Source organism: Melaminivora jejuensis, from assembly GCF_017811175.1.
Taxonomy (GTDB): Bacteria; Pseudomonadota; Gammaproteobacteria; order Burkholderiales; family Burkholderiaceae_C; genus Melaminivora; species Melaminivora jejuensis.
This window is the reverse complement of the sequence record NZ_JACWIJ010000002.1, coordinates 1,562,547-1,579,824: the sequence shown is the minus strand read 5'-3', so window position 1 is coordinate 1,579,824 and position 17,278 is coordinate 1,562,547. Positions and strand designations below refer to the sequence as shown.

The window sequence follows — 17,278 nt, the reverse complement described above, 5'->3', positions numbered from 1 at the left end:
CCCGCTGCAGGGGCACCAGTTTTTTCGAGAAAGACGCTCTTCCATGAAACTCGCCACTCTCCAGCAAGGCGGCCGCGACGGCACCCTGGTCGTCGTCAGCCGTGACCTCACGCGCCAGCGTGCCGTTCCTGCCATCGCCCGCACCATGCTTGCCGCGCTGGACGATTGGCACAACGTCGAGCCGCAGTTGCGCCAGGTCTATGAGGCCTTGAGCAGCGGCGCCATCGAGGGCGAGGCTTTCGACGAGGCCGCCTGCCACTCGCCGCTGCCGCGCACCTGGCAGTGGGCCGATGGCTCGGCCTACATCAACCACGTCGAGCTGGTGCGCCGCGCGCGCAATGCCGAAGTGCCCGAGAGTTTCTATTCCGACCCGCTGATGTACCAGGGTGGCAGCGACGGTTTCATCCCGCCGCGCGGCGATGTGGTGGCGCGCCCGGAGTGGGGCATCGACTTCGAGGCCGAGGTCACCGTGGTCACCGGCGACGTGCCCATGGGCGCCAGTCCTGCCGAAGCGGCCAGGGCCATCCGCCTGGTCATGCTGGTCAACGATGTGTCGCTGCGCGGCCTGATCCCGGCGGAGCTGGCCAAGGGCTTTGGCTTCTTCCAGTCCAAGCCGGCCAGCGCCTTCAGCCCCGTGGCCGTCACGCCCGATGAGCTGGGCGAGGCCTGGAGGGACGCCAAGGTGCATCTGCCGCTGCTCGTGCATCTGAACGGCGAGCTGTTCGGCAAGCCCAATGCCGGCGTGGACATGACGTTCGACTTCGGCCAGCTCGTGGCCCACGTGGCCAAGACGCGCAGCCTGTGCGCCGGCTCCATCGTCGGCTCGGGCACGGTGTCGAACAAGCAGGGCAACCTGTGGGGCTCGTCGATCGCCAATGGCGGCGTGGGCTACTGCTGCCTGGCCGAAGTACGCACCTACGAAACCATCGAGCAGGGCAAGCCCAGCACACCCTTCATGCAGCATGGCGATGTGGTGCGCATCGAAATGTTTGACGCCAGCGGCCAGAACATCTTCGGCACCATCGAGAACCGCGTGGATACGGCCAAGGCGCCCTGAATCCCCATTTTCCGGAAAGATCCCCATGAGCAAGCATTTCCTGACCGCCCTCGCCCTGGCCGCCGCCAGCCTGGCCGCCCATGCCCAGCAGCCTGTTGTGCTGAAGGTGGCGCATTTCTGGCCGCCCACCGCTATGAGCCAGCAAAAGGTGCTGGAGCCCTGGTGCGCAAAAATAGCCAAGGAATCCAATAACGAGTTGCAGTGCCAGATCTACCCGGCCATGCAGCTGGGTGGCACGCCGGCACAGCTGATTCAGCAGGCCATCGACGGCGTGGCCGACATCGTCTGGACGCTGCCCGGCTATACGGCAGGGCGCTTCCCGTCCATGGAGGTCATGGAACTGCCCTTCCTGACCAAGGACGCCGAGGGCGGCAGCCGCGCCGCCTGGGAGATCTATGAAAAATACGGCCAGAAGGACTTCGCCGGCGTCAAGCCCCTGGCCTTCAACGTACACGACCGTGGCCAGATCCACAACAACAAGCGCCCCATCACCAAGGTGGCGGACTTCCGTGGGCTGAAGATGCGTGCGCCCACGCGCCTGACCAACAAGATGGTCGCCGCCCTGGGCGCCACCCCGGTGGCCATGCCCATGCCGCAGACGCCCGATGCCGTCTCCAAGGGCGTGGTCGATGGCTACGTGCTGCCCTGGGAAGTCATCCCGACCATGAAGCTGCATGAGATGACCAAGTACCACTCGGAGATCAGCGCGCCGCAGCCGGGCCTGTACACCACGCTGTTCACCATTGCCATGAACCAGGCCAAGTACGACAGCCTGCCGGCCCACTTGAAGAAGGTGATCGACGCCAATTCTGGTGCCGATTTCTCGGCTTCCATCGGCAAGGCCTGGGACGAGTCGGCGCCGCCGGCGCGCAAGCAGGCGCAGGAGCGCGGCAACCAGTTCAACACCATCGGTGCCGCCGAGGTCGAAGGCTTCCAGAAGGCCACGGCGCGCGTGACCGAGGACTGGATCAAGGAAGTCACACCCAAGGGCTACGACGGCAAGGCCATGGTCGAGATGGCGCGCAGCCTGTCGGCCAAGTACGCCAAGTAAGCCGCTCGCTGCAGCGCAGCAACAGCGCAGCGCACCGCCCGTGGCAGGTGTGCGCCAGCGGTGCCTGCCGGCCGGGCGCCGCCTTTTCTCCTTTCACTCACCCATAGGCTGAAACCATGGCCGAAGTCTTCACCGCGCCCGACGAAGGCGTGCCGCCGCCGGCTGCGCCGCAGGATGCGCTGGGCCGCTTCCTGCTGGCCTGGGCCCAACTGTCGGCCCTGGGCGGCGTCGTGCTGCTCGCGCTCGTATGCTTGCTGTCCACCTGGAGCGTCCTGGGCCGCGCGCTGTTCGATTCGCCCCTGATGGGCGACGTGGAAATGGTGCAGGTCGCCTGCTCGCTGGCCATCTCGTCCTTCCTGCCCTACGCGCAGATGAAGAACGCCCATGTCATCGTGGATTTTTTCACGCACAACGCTGGCCCGCGCCTGCGCGCCGTGCTCGATCTGCTGGCCGCCCTGCTGCTGGCTGTGGTCGCAGCCTGGCTGACCTGGCGCAGTGCCGTCGGCGCCTGGGATACCTATCTGTCGGGCGAGACCTCCATGATCCTGGGCTGGCCCCAGTGGTGGGCGCACCTGACCATCGCGCCGGGCTTTGCGCTGCTGTCGCTGTGCGCGCTCTACACCGCCTGGGGCCGTCAGCAGATCCTGCGGGGGCTGGCATGAGCGGGGTGACGATTGGCTTCCTGATGGGCGCGCTGGTGCTGGTGCTGCTGGTGCTGCGCGTACACATCGCCATGGCCATGCTGGTGGCTGGCGGCCTGGGCTATGCCATGGTGTCGGGCTGGGGGCCGCTGGGCAGCTACGTCAAGACGATGGCTTTTGCGCGCTACTCGGTCTATGACCTGTCGGTCGTGCCACTGTTTCTGCTGATGGGCAATATCGCCTCGCGCGGGGGGCTGTCGCGTCGCTTGTTCCAGGCGACCAACGCCTTTCTGGGCCACTGGCGTGGCGGCGTGGCCATGAGCGCCGTGGGCGCCTGCGCCGGCTTTGGCGCGATCTGCGGTTCGTCGCTGGCCACGGCGGCCACCATGGGCCAGGTGGCGCTGCCCGAACTGCGCCGCTACCAGTATTCGCCGGCCCTGGCCACGGGTGCCCTAGCCGCCGGCGGCACTCTGGGCATCCTGATTCCGCCCTCGGTGGTGCTGGTCATCTACGCTGTGCTGGCCGAGCAAAACGTAGCTGCCATGTTCATGGCCGCACTGCTGCCGGGCTTGCTGGCCATGGCCGGCTACATGGTGGCCATTGCCATCTATGTGCGCGTGGTGCCCGGCAGTGGCCCGGCAGCGCCACGCATGAGCTGGCCCGAGCGCTGGAAGACGGTGCGCCAGGTCTGGCCCATCGTGGCGGTGTTCGTCACCGTGATCGGCGGCATCTACGGCGGCATCTTTACGCCCACCGAGGCGGCGGCCATCGGCACCATGGCTACCGGCGCGCTGGCTGTCATTACCCGCGAGCTGACCTGGAAGGGCCTGACACAGGCGGCTTTCGATACCGCCTCTGCCACGGCCATGATCTTCCTGATCCTGCTGGGTGCCGACCTGCTCAATGCCTTCTTTGCCCTGTCGCAGATGCCCACGGCAGTGGCGCAGTGGGTCTTGACCGCCGGCCTGTCGCCCATGCTGGTGCTGCTGGCCATTATCGTGATCTACCTGGTGCTGGGCTGCGTGATGGACAGCCTGTCCATGATCCTGCTGACCATCCCGATTTTTCTGCCCATCGTCATGGGCATGGACTACTGGGGCCTGAACCCCACCGACAAGGCCATTTGGTTCGGCGTGCTGGCGCTGATGGTGGTGGAGATCGGCCTGATCACGCCGCCCGTGGGCATGAATCTGTTCATCATCAACAGCCTGGCGCGCGACGTGCCCATGAAGGAAACCTACCGCGGCACCGTGCCCTTCATCGTGTCCGACCTGCTGCGCACCGCAGTGCTGGTGCTGGTGCCCGGCCTGTCGCTGTGGCTGGTGCATTTACTCAACTGACGCAAGCGCTCCTGTCATGCTCAAGCTTTATTCCTATTTCCGCAGCTCCGCCGCCTACCGGGTGCGCATCGCGCTGGCGCTCAAGGGCCTGCCCTATGAGACCGTGCCGGTGCATCTGCTCGCAGGCGGTGGCCAGCAGCACGCTCCGGCCTACCGCGCCACCAACCCGCAGAGCCTGGTGCCGGCATTGCAGGACGGCCAAGGCGGGGCGGTGCTCACGCAGTCGCTGGCCATCATCGAATATCTGGACGAGGCCCACGGCGGCGCGCCGCTGCTGCCTGCCGACTCCCTGGGCCGGGCGCGCGTGCGGGCATTGGCCCAGGCCGTGGCCTGCGACCTGCATCCGCTGAACAATCTGCGCGTGCTGCGCTACCTCAAGCACGAACTGGGCGTGAGCGACGCGCAAAAGGACGCCTGGTACGCGCACTGGGTGGGCCTTGGCCTGTCGGCCATCGAGGACATGCTGGCCGCCAGTCCGGCCACTGGGCGCTTTTGCCATGGCGACGCGCCCGGCCTGGCCGACTGCTGCCTGGTGCCGCAGGTCTTCAATGCCCGGCGCTTCAATTGCCGGGTGGAGGACTATCCGACCATCGCACGCATCACCGCAGCCTGCGAGGAGCTGCCGGCATTCCAGGCGGCAGCGCCAGACAGGCAGCCGGATGCGCAGTGAGGCTGGCGCGCTGGCCGGCTGAAATGACGGAGGGCGCCGGTGGCGCTCTTTTTTGTTGCACCCCGGCAGCTTTGTCCCACTTGGGACAAACGCCTCTGGCGCCGTGTCGGCCTCTGCCTACAATGGAAAATCGCACGATCGTACTTTTCCAACTCTGACAAAGGAAGACCCGCATGAGCGCTGACTACCAGGTACACGGCGATGTTGCCGTGATCACGCTGAACAATCCGCCTGTCAACGGCCTGGGGCTGTCCACCCGCCGGGCCGTCGTGCAGGGGCTGGAAAAAGCCCAGGCCGACGAGCAGGTCAAGGCCATTGTCATCACCGGAGCCGGCGGCGCCTTCTCCGGCGGTGCCGACATCACCGAGTTCGGCACCGACCGGGCCCTTGCCGAGCCCAATCTGCACTCCGTCATCGCCGCCGTCGAGCAGTCCGCCAAGCCGGTGGTGGCCGCCATCCACAGCGTGTGCATGGGCGGCGGGCTGGAGCTGGCCCTGGCCTGCCATTACCGCGTGGCCGCGCCCGGCTGCAACGTGGCGCTGCCCGAGGTCAAGCTGGGCCTGCTGCCCGGCGCCGGCGGCACGCAGCGCCTGCCGCGCGTGCTCGGCGTGGAGGCCGCGCTGAACATGATCGTCAGCGGCGAGGCCGTCAAGAGCGAGTTCATCGCCTCCGTGCCCGGCCAGAAGCTGTTCGACAAACTGGTCGATTCGCCCGAAGGACTGGCCGAGGGCGCGCTGTCGTTTGCGCGCGGCGTGGCCGATGAACATGCCAAGGGTGGCCCGCTGCCGCTGGTGCGCGATCTGCCGTGCAAGCACCCGCAGGGCGAGGCCTATTTCCAGTTCGCCCGCAACATGGCCCGAGGTATGGCCAAGAACTTTCCCGCGCCGGCCAAGTGCGTCGATGCCGTGGAAGCCGCCACCAAGAGCAGGAAATTCGACGACGGCCTCAAGGCCGAGCGCGACCTGTTCCTGCAGCTGATGTGGACGCCCGAGTCGCGCGCGCTGCGCCACCTGTTCTTTGCCGAGCGCGCCGCCAGCAAGATCCCGGACGTGCCCGCCGATACCCCGAAGCGCGACGTGAAGAAGGTGGCCATCATCGGCGCCGGCACCATGGGCGGCGGCATCGCCATGAATTTCCTGAATGCCGGCATCCCGGTGGTCATGCTGGAGATGAAGCAGGACGCGCTCGATCGCGGCGTGGGCATCATGCGCAAGAACTACGAAGCGCAGGTGGCCAAGAAGAAGTTGAAGCAGGACAAGTACGAGCAGCGCATGGCCCTGCTGTCCACCACGCTGGACTACGCCGACCTCAAGGACGCCGACCTGGTCATCGAGGCCGTGTTCGAGGACATGGGCGTCAAGGAGCAGGTCTTCAAGAAGCTCGACGAGGTCATGAAGCCGGGTGCCATCCTGGCCTCCAACACCTCCACGCTGGACTTGAACCAGATCGCCAACTTCACCCGCCGCCCGCAGGACGTGGTGGGCCTGCACTTCTTCAGCCCGGCCAACGTCATGAAGCTGCTGGAAGTGGTGCGTGGCGACGCCACCGCCAAGGATGTGCTGGCCACCGTGATGGCCGTGGCCAAGAAGATCCGCAAGACGGCCGTGGTCTCGGGCGTGTGCGATGGCTTCATCGGCAACCGCATGATCGAGCAATATGGCCGCCAGGCGGGCTTTTTGCTTGACGAGGGCTGCACGCCGCAACAGGTGGACAAGGCCATCGAGAAGTTCGGCTTTGCCATGGGGCCGTTCCGCATGGGCGACCTGGCCGGCAACGACATCGGCTGGGCGATCAGGAAGCGCCGCGCCGTGGAAAAGCCCGGCATGAAATACAGCAAGACGGCCGACCTGCTGTGCGAGATGGGCCGCTTCGGCCAGAAGGTGGGCAAGGGCTGGTACGACTACGTGCCCGGCAAGCGCGACGCCATCCCCAACGCCGAGGTCGAACAGATGGTCGCCAAGCACCGCGAGAGCCTGGGGCTTGCGCCGCGCAAGATCAGCGACGAGGAAATCGTGCAGCGCCTGGTGTATTCGCTGGTCAACGAGGCCGCGCACATCCTGGAGGAAGGCATCGCCAACAAGGCCAGCGATATCGACGTGGTCTACATCTTTGGCTACGGCTTCCCGGTGCATCGCGGCGGCCCTTTGAGCTACGCCAACGAGGTCGGCCTGTTCAACGTCGTGCAGGCGATGAAGCGCTTTGCCCAGAACCCGCAGGACGACGCCGCCTTCTGGCAGCCTGCGCCGCTGCTGCAAAAGCTGGTGGGCGAGGGCAAGCAATTTTGAGGTTGAGCGTTTGGCGTTGAGCGTTCAGCGCTCGACGCCAACCTGCGAAACGCACAACCCACAACGCACAACAGGAATTTGAAATGACCTCTGCAGTGATCGTCTCCACCGCCCGCACCCCCCTTGCCAAGAGCTGGAAGGGCGCTTTCAACATGACCCACGGCGCCACGCTGGGCGGCCACGCCGTGCGCGCTGCCGTCGAGCGCGCCGGCATCGAGCCGGCCCTGGTCGATGACGTCATCATGGGCTGCGCCAACCCCGAGGGCGCCACTGGCATGAACATCGCGCGCCAGATTGCGCTGATGGCCGACCTGCCGGTGACCACCTCGGGCATGACCATCAACCGCTTTTGCTCCTCGGGCCTGCAGACCATCGCCACCGCCAGCCAGCGCATCATCGCCGGCGAGGGCGACGTGTATGTCGCTGGCGGCGTGGAGAGCATCTCCTGCGTGCAGCAGGAGATGAACATGCACATGATCTTCGACCCGGCGCTGAAGAAGAAAAAGCCCGAGATCTACTGGTCTATGTTGCAGACCGCCGAGCAGGTAGCCCAGCGCTACGGCATTGGCCGCGACGCCATGGACGAGTACGGCGCCGCCAGCCAGCAAAAGGCCTGCGCCGCGCAGGCTGCCGGCTTGTTTCAAGATGAGATTGCGCCCATCGAAGTCACCATGGGCGTGGCTGACAAGACGCTGGGCCTGATCACCAAAAAGGTGACCGTCTCCAAGGACGAGGGCACGCGCGAGGGCACGACCTTCGAGGGCATCCACGGCCTGCGCTCGGCGCTGCCGGGCGGCCTGGTGTCTGCCGGCAACGCCAGCCAGTTCTCCGACGGCGCCGGTGCCTGCGTGGTGGTGAGTGAGGAGTTCGCACAGAAAAATGGCCTCAAGCCCCTGGGCCGCTTCCTGGGCTTTGCCGTGGCCGGCTGCGAACCCGACGAGATGGGCATCGGCCCGGTCTTTGCGGTGCCCAAGGTGCTCAAGAAGCTCGGCCTGAGAGTTGAGGACATCGACCTGTGGGAACTCAACGAAGCCTTTGCCGTGCAGGTCATCTACTGCCGCGACAAGCTGGGCATCCCCGCTGACCGCCTGAACGTCAACGGCGGCGCCATCGCTCTGGGCCACCCCTACGGCGTGTCCGGCCAGCGCCTGACCGGCCACGCGCTGATCGAGGGCAAGCGCCGGGGTGCCAAGCGCGTGTGCGTGACCATGTGCATCGGCGGCGGCATGGGCGCGGCCGGGGTGTTCGAGGTGCTGTAAGCACAAGCACGCTGGGCCTCCTGGACACTGGGCGCAACAGGCCCCGGTGTCCTCCACGCCCCGCGCAGGCTCAACGCCTGCGCGGGGTGTTTCGCTTTAAGTTTCGCTTTAATTTTGATAGCTATCAGCGCTTGACTGGCAAGGGTTGGGGCCACTTTTCATCATGATTGGGCGGCGCCTGCAGGCTTTAGGCGCCGGTGATGTCAGGTGCGGGTGCGTGGATGCGCCTGGAATCGCCAGCCGGCCACGCCGCCCATGACCACCACTGCGCTGCAAAAGCACGCCAGCGCCACGTTCATGCCCCAGCGGTCGGCGATCCAGCCGATGCCCAGCATGGGCGCCATCGAGCCCAGGTAGCCCACGACCAGGTAGGTCGACAACAGGCCCGAGCGGTTGTGCGGCGTGGCGATGCGGTTGATCATGGTCATGCCGGTCAACATGCACAGCGCATGGCCTAGCGCCGTCAGCAGCACGCCGCTGAAAAACAGCACGGTGCTGGCCGCCAGCAGGTTGAGCAGCAGCAGGGCGTTGCTCGCGGCCAGCGCCGCCATGCCGGCAAAGCCCGCCCAGCGCACCGGCATGTGCCGCGCCAGCAACTGAAGGCCCGAGGAGGCGAACAGAATCAGCGCCACGGCCGTGCCGCTCACCACCGGGCCATGCCAGGGGATCATCTGATCCAGGAACAGCGGGAGCATGGACGCATACAGGCCAAACACCCCAAAGGCCACGAAGGGCAGGGCGCAGGTCAGCACGAACACGCCCGAGTCCGCAGCCGCAGGCCAAGTCAGCCGGGGAACGATGTCGGCCCACACCGCCCGGCGCTGGGGCGTGCCGCCCTCGTGGACATGCTCGCGCACTTGGCGCAGGCCCACGATGCCCAGCACGGCCAGCACCAGCGTGGGCAGGTAGGCGGTCACCAGCGGCGCCGGCGCCCACTGCCCCAGGATGCCGCCCATCAGCGGCCCGACCCCGAAGCCGAAGGCGATGAGGATGCTGCTGAGCATGGCCATGCGGTGGCGTTTTTCCGGTGGCGCCACCTGCAAAAAGCCCAGCGACGCGCTCGTGGTGACCATGCTGGAGGCCGCCCCGACGATGAAGCGCCCCACAGACAGCGACACGGCGTTCCACGCCAGCAGGGACACCAGCGTGCCCAGCCAGATCGCCGCCAGGGCCCAGGCCATCGTCGTCTTGAAGCCCAGCACATCCGGCAGCCGCCCGAACAGCAGCAGGGCGCACAGCGCGCCGCCCATGTAGATCACGTAGATCAGCGAGACCTGCACGGTCTGCAGGTGCCAGGCCTCCTGGTACAGGCCGTACAGCGGGCTGATCAGCGCCGTGCCCATCACCCCCACGACCATGGCGAAGCTGAGCAGGCAAAGAGACCGGAAACCAGGGGACATGCAAGAAACACCAAGAGCAGCAGCGGCGCTGCAGGAAGGGAAAAGGACAGGGCGGGGCCACGGAGCCAGGCGGGGCGCGGCGGATGAACGGGCAAGACGCGTATTGTGCTCATGGCTTGACCCAGGCCGGCCCTTGCCCTGCTGGCCCTCGCCGGGGCTGCACTGGCTGGCGTCACCCAGCGGACAGCCACTGGCGCTGGCGGCCTCCCATAATTTCCTGCATGACCACCCCTTTGCGCACCACCCTCGACTTCCTGCTGCACGACTGGCTGCAGGCCTGCAGCCTCACTGACCGTGAACGCTTCGCCGACCATTCGCGCGAGACGTTCGACGCCGTGCTCGATACCTGCGAGCGCATCGCGCGCGAGAAATACGCGCCCTTCAACCGCACCGTGGACACGCAGGAGCCGCAGTTCGACGGCGAGAAAGTCATCCTGCCGCAATGCACCCATGACGCCCGGCGCGCCTATGCGGACAGCGGAATGCTCAGCGCCGCGCAGGACTATGCCCTGGGCGGCATGCAGCTGCCCTACGTGGTCGAGTCGGCGGCCAATGCGTTCTTCGGCGTCGCCTCCATCAGCATCGGCTCCAACTTGCTGACCACCGGCAACGCCAACGCCATTTTGGTGCATGGCACGCCGGCGCAGCAGCAGGTCTTTGCCGCCAATGAATTCAATGGCCGCTGGGCCGGCACCATGTGCCTGTCCGAGCCGCAGGCCGGCTCGTCGCTGTCGGACATCGCCACGCGCGCCGAGCCCGATGGCGCCGATTTTGCCGATGACCCGCTGGGCCCGCGCTACCGCCTCACCGGCAACAAGATGTGGATCAGCTCGGGCGAGCATGAGCTGACGGAAAACATCGTGCATCTGGTGCTGGCCAAGATCCCCGGCCCGGATGGCCGCCTGGTGGCGGGCACGCGGGGCATTTCGCTGTTCATCGTGCCCAAGCAGCTGGTCGATACCGAGGGCCAGCTCACCGGCGAGCGCAACGACGTGGCCCTGGCCGGCCTGAACCACAAGCTGGGTTGGCGCGGCACGACCAATACGCTGCTGAACTTCGGTGAGGGCAGATACCCGGTGCGCGGCGGCGCGGGCGCCATCGGCTACCTGGTAGGCCAGCCGGGCGAGGGCCTCAAGTGCATGTTCCACATGATGAACGAGGCGCGCATCGCCATCGGCATGGCCGCGACCATGCTGGGCCTGGCGGGCTATTACGCCAGCCTGGACTATGCCAAGACCCGCCTGCAAGGCCGCCCGGTCGGCGCCGGCGGCAAGGATGCGACCCAGCCCCAGGTGCCGCTGATAGCGCACGCCGACATCAAGCGCATGTTGCTGGCGCAAAAGAGCTGGTGCGAGGGCGCCCTGGCGCTGAACCTGTACTGTGCGCGCCTGGTCGATGAGGGCCGCACGGGCGAAACCCAGGCCGCCGCCAACGCCCGGCTGCTGCTGGAGGTGCTGACCCCGATTGCCAAGAGCTGGCCCAGCGAAAACTGCCTGGAGGCCAACAGCCTGGCCATCCAGATCCACGGCGGCTACGGTTACACGCGCGACTTTCCCGTCGAGCAGTACTGGCGCGACAACCGCCTGAACATGATTCACGAGGGCACGCACGGCATCCAGGCGGCCGACCTGCTGGGGCGCAAGGTGGTCATGCAGGGCGGCGCCGGCCTGACGCTGCTGGCCGAGACCATCAGCGCCACCATGGAGCGCTCGCGCCAGCACAAGGCGCTGGCCCCGTGGGCCGACCAGCTGGCCGTGGCGCTGCAGGACGTGCTGGCGGCCACGCAGGCGGCCTGGGCGTCGGGTGATCCGCAGGAGGCGCTGGCCAACGCCGTGCCCTACATGCAGGCCTTTGGCCATATGGTGCTGGCCTGGGTCTGGCTGGACGTGGCCGCCAGCGTGCTGGAGCGCGACCCGGCGCTCCACGATGCCGCCAATGCTGGTCGCATGGGCGCAGCGCGCTACTTCTTCGGCTACGAGCTACCGCGCATCACGCCCTGGCTGGCCGTGGCGGCGCGGCGCGACATGACCTGCGCGCAGATGGCGCCGGACATGTTCTGATGCTGGGTGGCCGTCTTTCTACAATCGTCCGATGGCCCGCAAGCAACTCCCCATCGGCATCCAGACCCTGGCCAAGATCCGTGCCAAGGACTGCTACTACGTGGACAAGACGCCGATTGCGCTGCGGCTGATAGCGCAAGGCTCGTACTTTTTCCTGTCGCGCCCGCGGCGCTTTGGCAAGAGCCTGTTCCTGGACACGCTCAAGGAGCTGTTCGAGGGCAACCGGGCGCTGTTCGAGGGGCTGCACGCCGAGCAGCACTGGGATTGGTCAGTCAAGTACCCGGTGCTGCGCTTCAGCTTTGGCGGTGGCTTGCTGGGCAGCGTGGAGGACTTGCGCGCCAGCCTGGACGAGCAACTGGGCACCTTCGAGGCGCGCCACGGCCTGCCCGCCGAATACCCCGATGCGCGCAGCCGCTTCAAGCGCCTGATCCTGCGCCTGGCCGAGCAGACCGGCCAACGCGTGGTGGTGCTGATCGACGAATACGACAAGCCCATCCTCGACCGCATCGAAGACCAGGACGTGGCGCTGCAGCTGCGCGAGGTGCTCAAGGACTTTTATTGCGTCATCAAGGACAGCGATGCGCACATCCGCTTTGCCTTTCTCACGGGCGTATCCAAGTTCAGCAAGGTCAGCATTTTCTCGGGCCTGAACAACCTGGAAGACATCACCATCAGCCCCGAGTACAGCAGCATCTGCGGCTACACCGATCATGATGTGGACACCGTGTTCGCGCCCGAGCTGCCGGGTCTGGATCGAGGCGAGATCCGGCGCTGGTACAACGGCTACAGCTGGCGCGGCGAGTCGGTCTACAACCCCTTCGATGTGCTGCTGCTGTTTCGCAACCGCCAGTTCCAGCCCTACTGGTTCGAGACCGGCACGCCCACCTTTTTGGTCAAGCTGCTCACGCGGCGGCGCCAGTTCACGCCCGCGCTGGAAAACGTCTTCGAGTCGGCCACGCTGCTGTCGAGCTTCGAGGTGGACAACATCGCCACCGAAGCGCTGCTGTTCCAGGCCGGCTACCTCACCATCACCGGCGAGCGCTACCGCCCCGGGCGGCTGGCGCTGCAGCTGTCCTATCCCAACCTGGAAGTCAAGACCAGCCTGAACAACAGCCTGCTGGGCGCACTGTGCGGCGCCACCGAAGTGCCCGAGCGCTACATCAACCCGGTCTATGACCTGCTCGAAGCGGGCGACCTCGCGGGGCTGCAGCAACTGCTGCACAGCTTCTTTGCCAGCATCCCGCACGACTGGTACCGGGGCAACCCCATCGCCCAATACGAGGGCTACTGGGCCAGCGTCTTCTACAGCTACTTTGCTGCGCTGGGGCTGGACATGGTGCTGGAGGACGCCACCAACCAAGGCCGCATCGACATGGCGCTGCGCTGGCTGGGGCAGACCTGGCTGTTCGAGTTCAAGGTCGTGGAGCTGGTGCCTGAAGGGCGGGCCATCGAGCAGCTGCAACAGAAAAACTACGCCGACAAATACCGCGCCAGCGGGCCGGTGCATCTGGTGGGCGTGGAGTTCAGCCGCGAGAGCCGCAACATCGTGGCATTCGATACGCTGACCGTGGGTAGCTGAGGCGCTTGCTTCCTCTGCCTCTTGAGGGTGCGTCTTCACCCCCTCATCCTTTGAGGAGCACCTCTTCCCCCCTCCCCCCCTGGGGGAGGGCTGGGGTGGGGGCCAGCGACGCTGGCCGCACGGCATGGCGCGCCAGAACCAGCCGGCCCCCATCCCGGCCTTCCCCCAGCGGGGGAAGGAGCCAGGACAGCGCACGCCTGCATCGGGCGCAGCGCATGGCAGCACACCGCCTGCATCAGCCCCGCAGAACTCCTGTTTTGATAGCTGTCAGTGCTTGCCCGGCAAGGGTTTGCAGCCGATTTGACCTGAAAATCAGCAAAAAAACGCCGCAAAACCCCGCCTCCAGACCCCAGGCCGCCCCAAAACCGTCCGAAGCAGCCTGTTTCCGCTCTGTTTTAACAATCAAATCAGCCTGAAAGCCCCGTCTGGCAAGCGCTGATAGCTATTATTTTTGATAATTCTTCACCCCCGCATCGATGGTGCCTGCCGGGATGCGCCGATGCTGCCTGAGCACCGGGCCGGGCAATCGCCCATGCGACAGGGGCGCCCGTACCCGGGCCGGCACAATGATTGCCGCTTGTTTTCCCTCACTCACAACCCTACGGAGACCCCCACCATGGCACGCACGGTGCAGCAACTTTTCGATCTTTCCGGCAAGACTGCCCTGGTCACGGGCGGCTCGCGCGGCCTGGGCCTGCAGATGGCCCATGCCCTGGGCGAGGCCGGCGCGCGCATCGTGCTCAGCTCGCGCAAGGCGCAGGACTTGCAGGAGGCCGCCGCCGAACTGCAGGCCGCTGGCATCGACGCCCAGTGGATCGCCGCCGACTGCGCCAGCGAGGACGACATCCAGCGCCTGGCGCGCGAGACGCTGGCCCTGCTCGGCCACGTGGACATCCTGGTCAACAACGCCGGCGCCAGCTGGGGCGCACCGGCCGAAGACCACCCCACCGCCGCCTGGGACAAGGTCATGAACCTGAACGTGCGCGGCTACTTCCTGCTGTCGCAGGCGATTGCCAAGGGCAGCATGATCGGGCGCAAGGGCGGGCGCATCATCAACATTGCCTCCATTGCCGGCCTGGGCGGCAACCCGGCGCAGATGAAGACCATCGCCTACAACACCTCCAAGGGCGCAGTCATCAATTTCACGCGCGCGCTGGCCGGCGAGTGGGGCGGCTACGGCATCACCGTCAACGCCATCTGCCCGGGCTTCTTCAAGACCAAGATGGCCACTGTGCTGATCGAGCAGCTGGGCGAGGAAAAAATGGCCCTCCAGGCGCCGCTGCGCCGCCTGGGCGACGACGAAGACCTCAAGGGCATCACGCTGCTGTACGCCAGCGACGCCGGCAAGCACATCACCGGCCAGTGGCTGGCGGTGGACGGCGGCGTGAGCGCGCTGGTCGGCTGATGGCAATGGACATGCAGACGCAGGCGCAAGGGTCGCAGCAGCCCGGGCGCGACGTGCTGGACTTCGGCGCCGACATCCCCTTCATCCGCGAGCTGGGTGTCACGCTGCACCACATGGCCGATGGCGAGTCCGAGCTGCGCTACCAGGTGCAGCCGCGCCACACCAACTCCTTTGCCGTGGCGCACGGCGGCGTCACCATGACGCTGCTGGACGTGGCCATGGCCGTGGCGGCGCGCAGCGTGACGCCCGACATGGGCGTGGTCACCATCGAGATGAAGACCAGCTTCATGCAGCCCTCGCGCGGCGCCCTGGTGGCGCGCGGGCGGCTGCTGCACCGCACGCGCTCGACGGCCTTTGCCGAGGCCACCGTCCACGACCAAGAGGGGCGCCTGTGCAGCCAGTCCACCGGCACCTTCCGCTACGTGCCGCGCGCCGACGCCAGCGCCCAGCCGGCCACCGACTGAAACCGCCCGAAACCTGGGATTCCCCTCCGGGTTATGGGTCAAAAGTGCTGGAAAGCCTTGCCAGGCAAGCGCTGATAGCTATCAATTTTGAATATCATTGTGCAACTCAAGGAGTGACCATGCCACGCAATCAGCAAATCCTGCTCGACAACCGCCCCAGGGCGAGGCCACGGCGGCCAACTTCAAGCTGGTCACCACCGACACCCCGGCGCTGGCGCAGGGCCAGGTGCTGGTGCGCCACCACTACCTGAGCCTGGATCCCTATATGCGCGGGCGCATGAACGACGCCAAGAGCTACGCCGCCTGCCAGCCGCTGGGCGAGGTCATGCAGGGCGGCACCGTAGGCGAGGTGGTCGAGAGCCGCCACCCCGACTACCACAGCGGCGACCAGGTGGTCGGCATGGGCGGCTGGCAGGAGTGGAGCGTGGTCGATGCCGGCCAGCCCGGGATGCTGCGCAAGGTGGACACCACGCACGTGCCGCTGTCGTACTACCTGGGCGCCGTGGGTATGCCCGGCGTCACCGCCTGGTATGGCCTGACGCAGATCATCGACCCCAAGGAGGGGCAAACCGTGGTGGTCAGCGCGGCCACCGGCGCCGTGGGCAGCGCCTTCGTCGCCCTTGCCAAGGCGCGGGGCTGCCGCGTGGTCGGCATTGCCGGCGGGCCGGACAAGTGCCGCTACGCCACCGAGGAGCTGGGTTTTGACGAGTGCATCGACCACCGCCAGCACCCGGACTTGAAATCCATGTCCGCCGCCCTGAAGGCCGCCTGCCCGAACGGCATCGATGGCTACTTCGAGAACGTCGGCGGCCACATCCTGGACGCCGTGCTGCTGCGCTCCAACGCGTTTGCCCGCGTGGCCGTGTGCGGAATGATCGCCGGCTACGACGGCCAGCCGCTGCCGCTGCAAAACCCGGCGCTGATCCTGATCAACCGTATGCGGGTCGAGGGCTTCATCGTCAGCGAGCACATGCAGCTGTGGCCGCAGGCGCTGCGCGAGCTGGGCGCCCTGGTGGCAGCCGGCAAGCTGCGTCCGCGCGAGAGCGTCGCTGAAGGCCTGGCCGCAGCGCCCGAGGCCTTTCTGGGCATGTTGCGCGGCAGGAATTTTGGCAAGCAGCTGGTCAAGCTGGTCTGACGGGAGGCGCCATGATCGAGAACTTCGAAGGCAAGGTGGCACTGCTCACGGGCGCCGGATCGGGCTTCGGCCTGGAGTGCGCGCGCATCGGCGCGCGCCGGGGCATGAAGCTGGTGCTGGTCGATGTGCAGCGCGATGCGCTGGACGCCGCCGCTGCCGAGATGCAGGCCCTGGGCGCCGAGGTGCTGGCGCGGCGCGTCGATGTGTCCGATGCCCAGCAGATGGAGCAGCTGGCAGCCGACGTGCAGCAGCACTGGGGCGCGCCGCACCTGGTGTTCAACAACGCCGGCGTCGGCTCGGGCGGGCTGGTCTGGGAGAACTCGGTGCGCGACTGGCAGTGGGTGCTGGGCGTGAACCTGTGGGGCGTGATCCACGGTGTGCGCCTGTTCACGCCCATGATGCTGGACGCCGCCCGCGCCGATCCGGCCTGGCGCGGCCACATCGTCAACACCGCCAGCATGGCCGGCCTGCTCAACCCGCCCAACATGGGCGTCTATAACGTCAGCAAGCACGCCGTGGTCAGCTTGAGCGAGACGCTGTACCACGACCTGTCGCTGGTCACGACCCAGGTGGGCGCCAGCGTGCTGTGCCCCTACTTCGTGCCCACCGGCATCATCGCCAGCGAGCGCAACCGCCCCGCCGACATGGCGGATGAGCAGCTGACACCCAGCCAGCGCATCAACGCGGCGATGACCGTGAAGGCGGTCGAGAGTGGCCGCGTCAGCGCCGCCGAGGTGGCGCAAAAGGTCTTCGACGCGGCGGCGGCAGGCCAGTTCTACATCTACAGCCACCCGCAGGCGCTGGGCAACGTCAGCAGCCGCATGGACGCCATCGTGCAGGGCGCCAACCCGCCCGACCCGTTTGCCGAGCGGCCCCAGGTGGGCGAGCAGCTGCGCGCGGCGCTGCGCGGGCAGTGATGCCGGGCGGTTGAG

General features: G+C 66.8%; 13 protein-coding genes and 1 pseudogene. 13 read left to right on the top strand and 1 reads right to left on the bottom strand.

From position 1 onward, the window contains the following. Positions 1-43: 43 nt before the first annotated feature. The 7 genes from IDM45_RS07565 to IDM45_RS07535 all read left to right on the top strand — a co-directional run bounded on the left by IDM45_RS07565 (position 44) and on the right by IDM45_RS07535 (position 8,303). Positions 44-1,057: a fumarylacetoacetate hydrolase family protein gene (locus IDM45_RS07565; RefSeq protein WP_209422291.1), complete on the top strand. Its 1,014-nt coding sequence runs from the start codon at positions 44-46 to the stop codon at positions 1,055-1,057. 25 nt (positions 1,058-1,082) lie between these two features. Then, entirely contained in the window at positions 1,083-2,108 is a 1,026-nt protein-coding gene (locus tag IDM45_RS07560) for a TRAP transporter substrate-binding protein (RefSeq protein WP_209421148.1), read from the top strand. A 116-nt stretch (positions 2,109-2,224) separates the two neighbouring features. Then, positions 2,225-2,770 carry a TRAP transporter small permease gene (locus IDM45_RS07555; RefSeq protein ID WP_209421149.1) on the top strand — a complete coding sequence of 182 codons (546 nt, stop codon included), beginning with the start codon at positions 2,225-2,227 and terminating at the stop codon, positions 2,768-2,770. After that, entirely contained in the window at positions 2,767-4,089 is a 1,323-nt protein-coding gene (locus IDM45_RS07550) for a TRAP transporter large permease (RefSeq protein ID WP_209422290.1), read from the top strand. Before IDM45_RS07555 ends, IDM45_RS07550 begins: the two co-directional genes overlap by 4 nt. A gap of 16 nt (positions 4,090-4,105) precedes the next feature. After that, complete coding sequence (maiA, locus tag IDM45_RS07545) at positions 4,106-4,759, top strand: maleylacetoacetate isomerase (protein ID WP_209422289.1); 654 nt, start codon at positions 4,106-4,108, stop codon at positions 4,757-4,759. A gap of 173 nt (positions 4,760-4,932) precedes the next feature. Next, on the top strand, positions 4,933-7,044 hold the full coding sequence (locus IDM45_RS07540; RefSeq protein WP_209421151.1) for a 3-hydroxyacyl-CoA dehydrogenase NAD-binding domain-containing protein: 2,112 nt from the start codon (positions 4,933-4,935) through the stop codon (positions 7,042-7,044). Positions 7,045-7,127: 83 nt separating this feature from the next. Further along, a complete protein-coding gene (locus IDM45_RS07535; RefSeq protein WP_209422288.1) occupies positions 7,128-8,303 on the top strand; it encodes an acetyl-CoA C-acyltransferase in 1,176 nt (391 codons plus the stop codon). 203 nt (positions 8,304-8,506) lie between these two features. On the opposite strand, the gene IDM45_RS07530 is transcribed toward IDM45_RS07535, so the two are convergent. Next, positions 8,507-9,703, bottom strand: coding sequence for an MFS transporter (locus IDM45_RS07530; protein WP_209421152.1), 1,197 nt, complete (start codon positions 9,701-9,703; stop codon positions 8,507-8,509). Positions 9,704-9,924: 221 nt separating this feature from the next. Between IDM45_RS07530 and IDM45_RS07525 the strand changes: the two genes are divergently transcribed. The 6 genes and pseudogenes from IDM45_RS07525 to IDM45_RS07500 all read left to right on the top strand — a co-directional run bounded on the left by IDM45_RS07525 (position 9,925) and on the right by IDM45_RS07500 (position 17,263). Continuing rightward, positions 9,925-11,763: an acyl-CoA dehydrogenase gene (locus IDM45_RS07525; protein ID WP_209421153.1), complete on the top strand. Its 1,839-nt coding sequence runs from the start codon at positions 9,925-9,927 to the stop codon at positions 11,761-11,763. 31 nt (positions 11,764-11,794) lie between these two features. Continuing rightward, the gene (locus IDM45_RS07520) at positions 11,795-13,342 is read left to right on the top strand and encodes an ATP-binding protein (protein ID WP_209422287.1); all 1,548 of its coding nucleotides are present in this window, start codon (positions 11,795-11,797) and stop codon (positions 13,340-13,342) included. A gap of 616 nt (positions 13,343-13,958) precedes the next feature. Then, on the top strand, positions 13,959-14,747 hold the full coding sequence (locus IDM45_RS07515; protein WP_209422286.1) for an SDR family oxidoreductase: 789 nt from the start codon (positions 13,959-13,961) through the stop codon (positions 14,745-14,747). Positions 14,748-14,800: 53 nt separating this feature from the next. After that, a complete protein-coding gene (locus IDM45_RS07510) occupies positions 14,801-15,211 on the top strand; it encodes a PaaI family thioesterase (RefSeq protein WP_209424046.1) in 411 nt (136 codons plus the stop codon). A gap of 119 nt (positions 15,212-15,330) precedes the next feature. Further along, positions 15,331-16,346 (top strand): annotated as a pseudogene (locus IDM45_RS07505) (NADP-dependent oxidoreductase). 11 nt (positions 16,347-16,357) lie between these two features. Then, positions 16,358-17,263, top strand: a complete 906-nt coding sequence (locus IDM45_RS07500) for an SDR family oxidoreductase (protein ID WP_209422285.1) — start codon at positions 16,358-16,360, stop codon at positions 17,261-17,263. Positions 17,264-17,278: the final 15 nt, after the last annotated feature.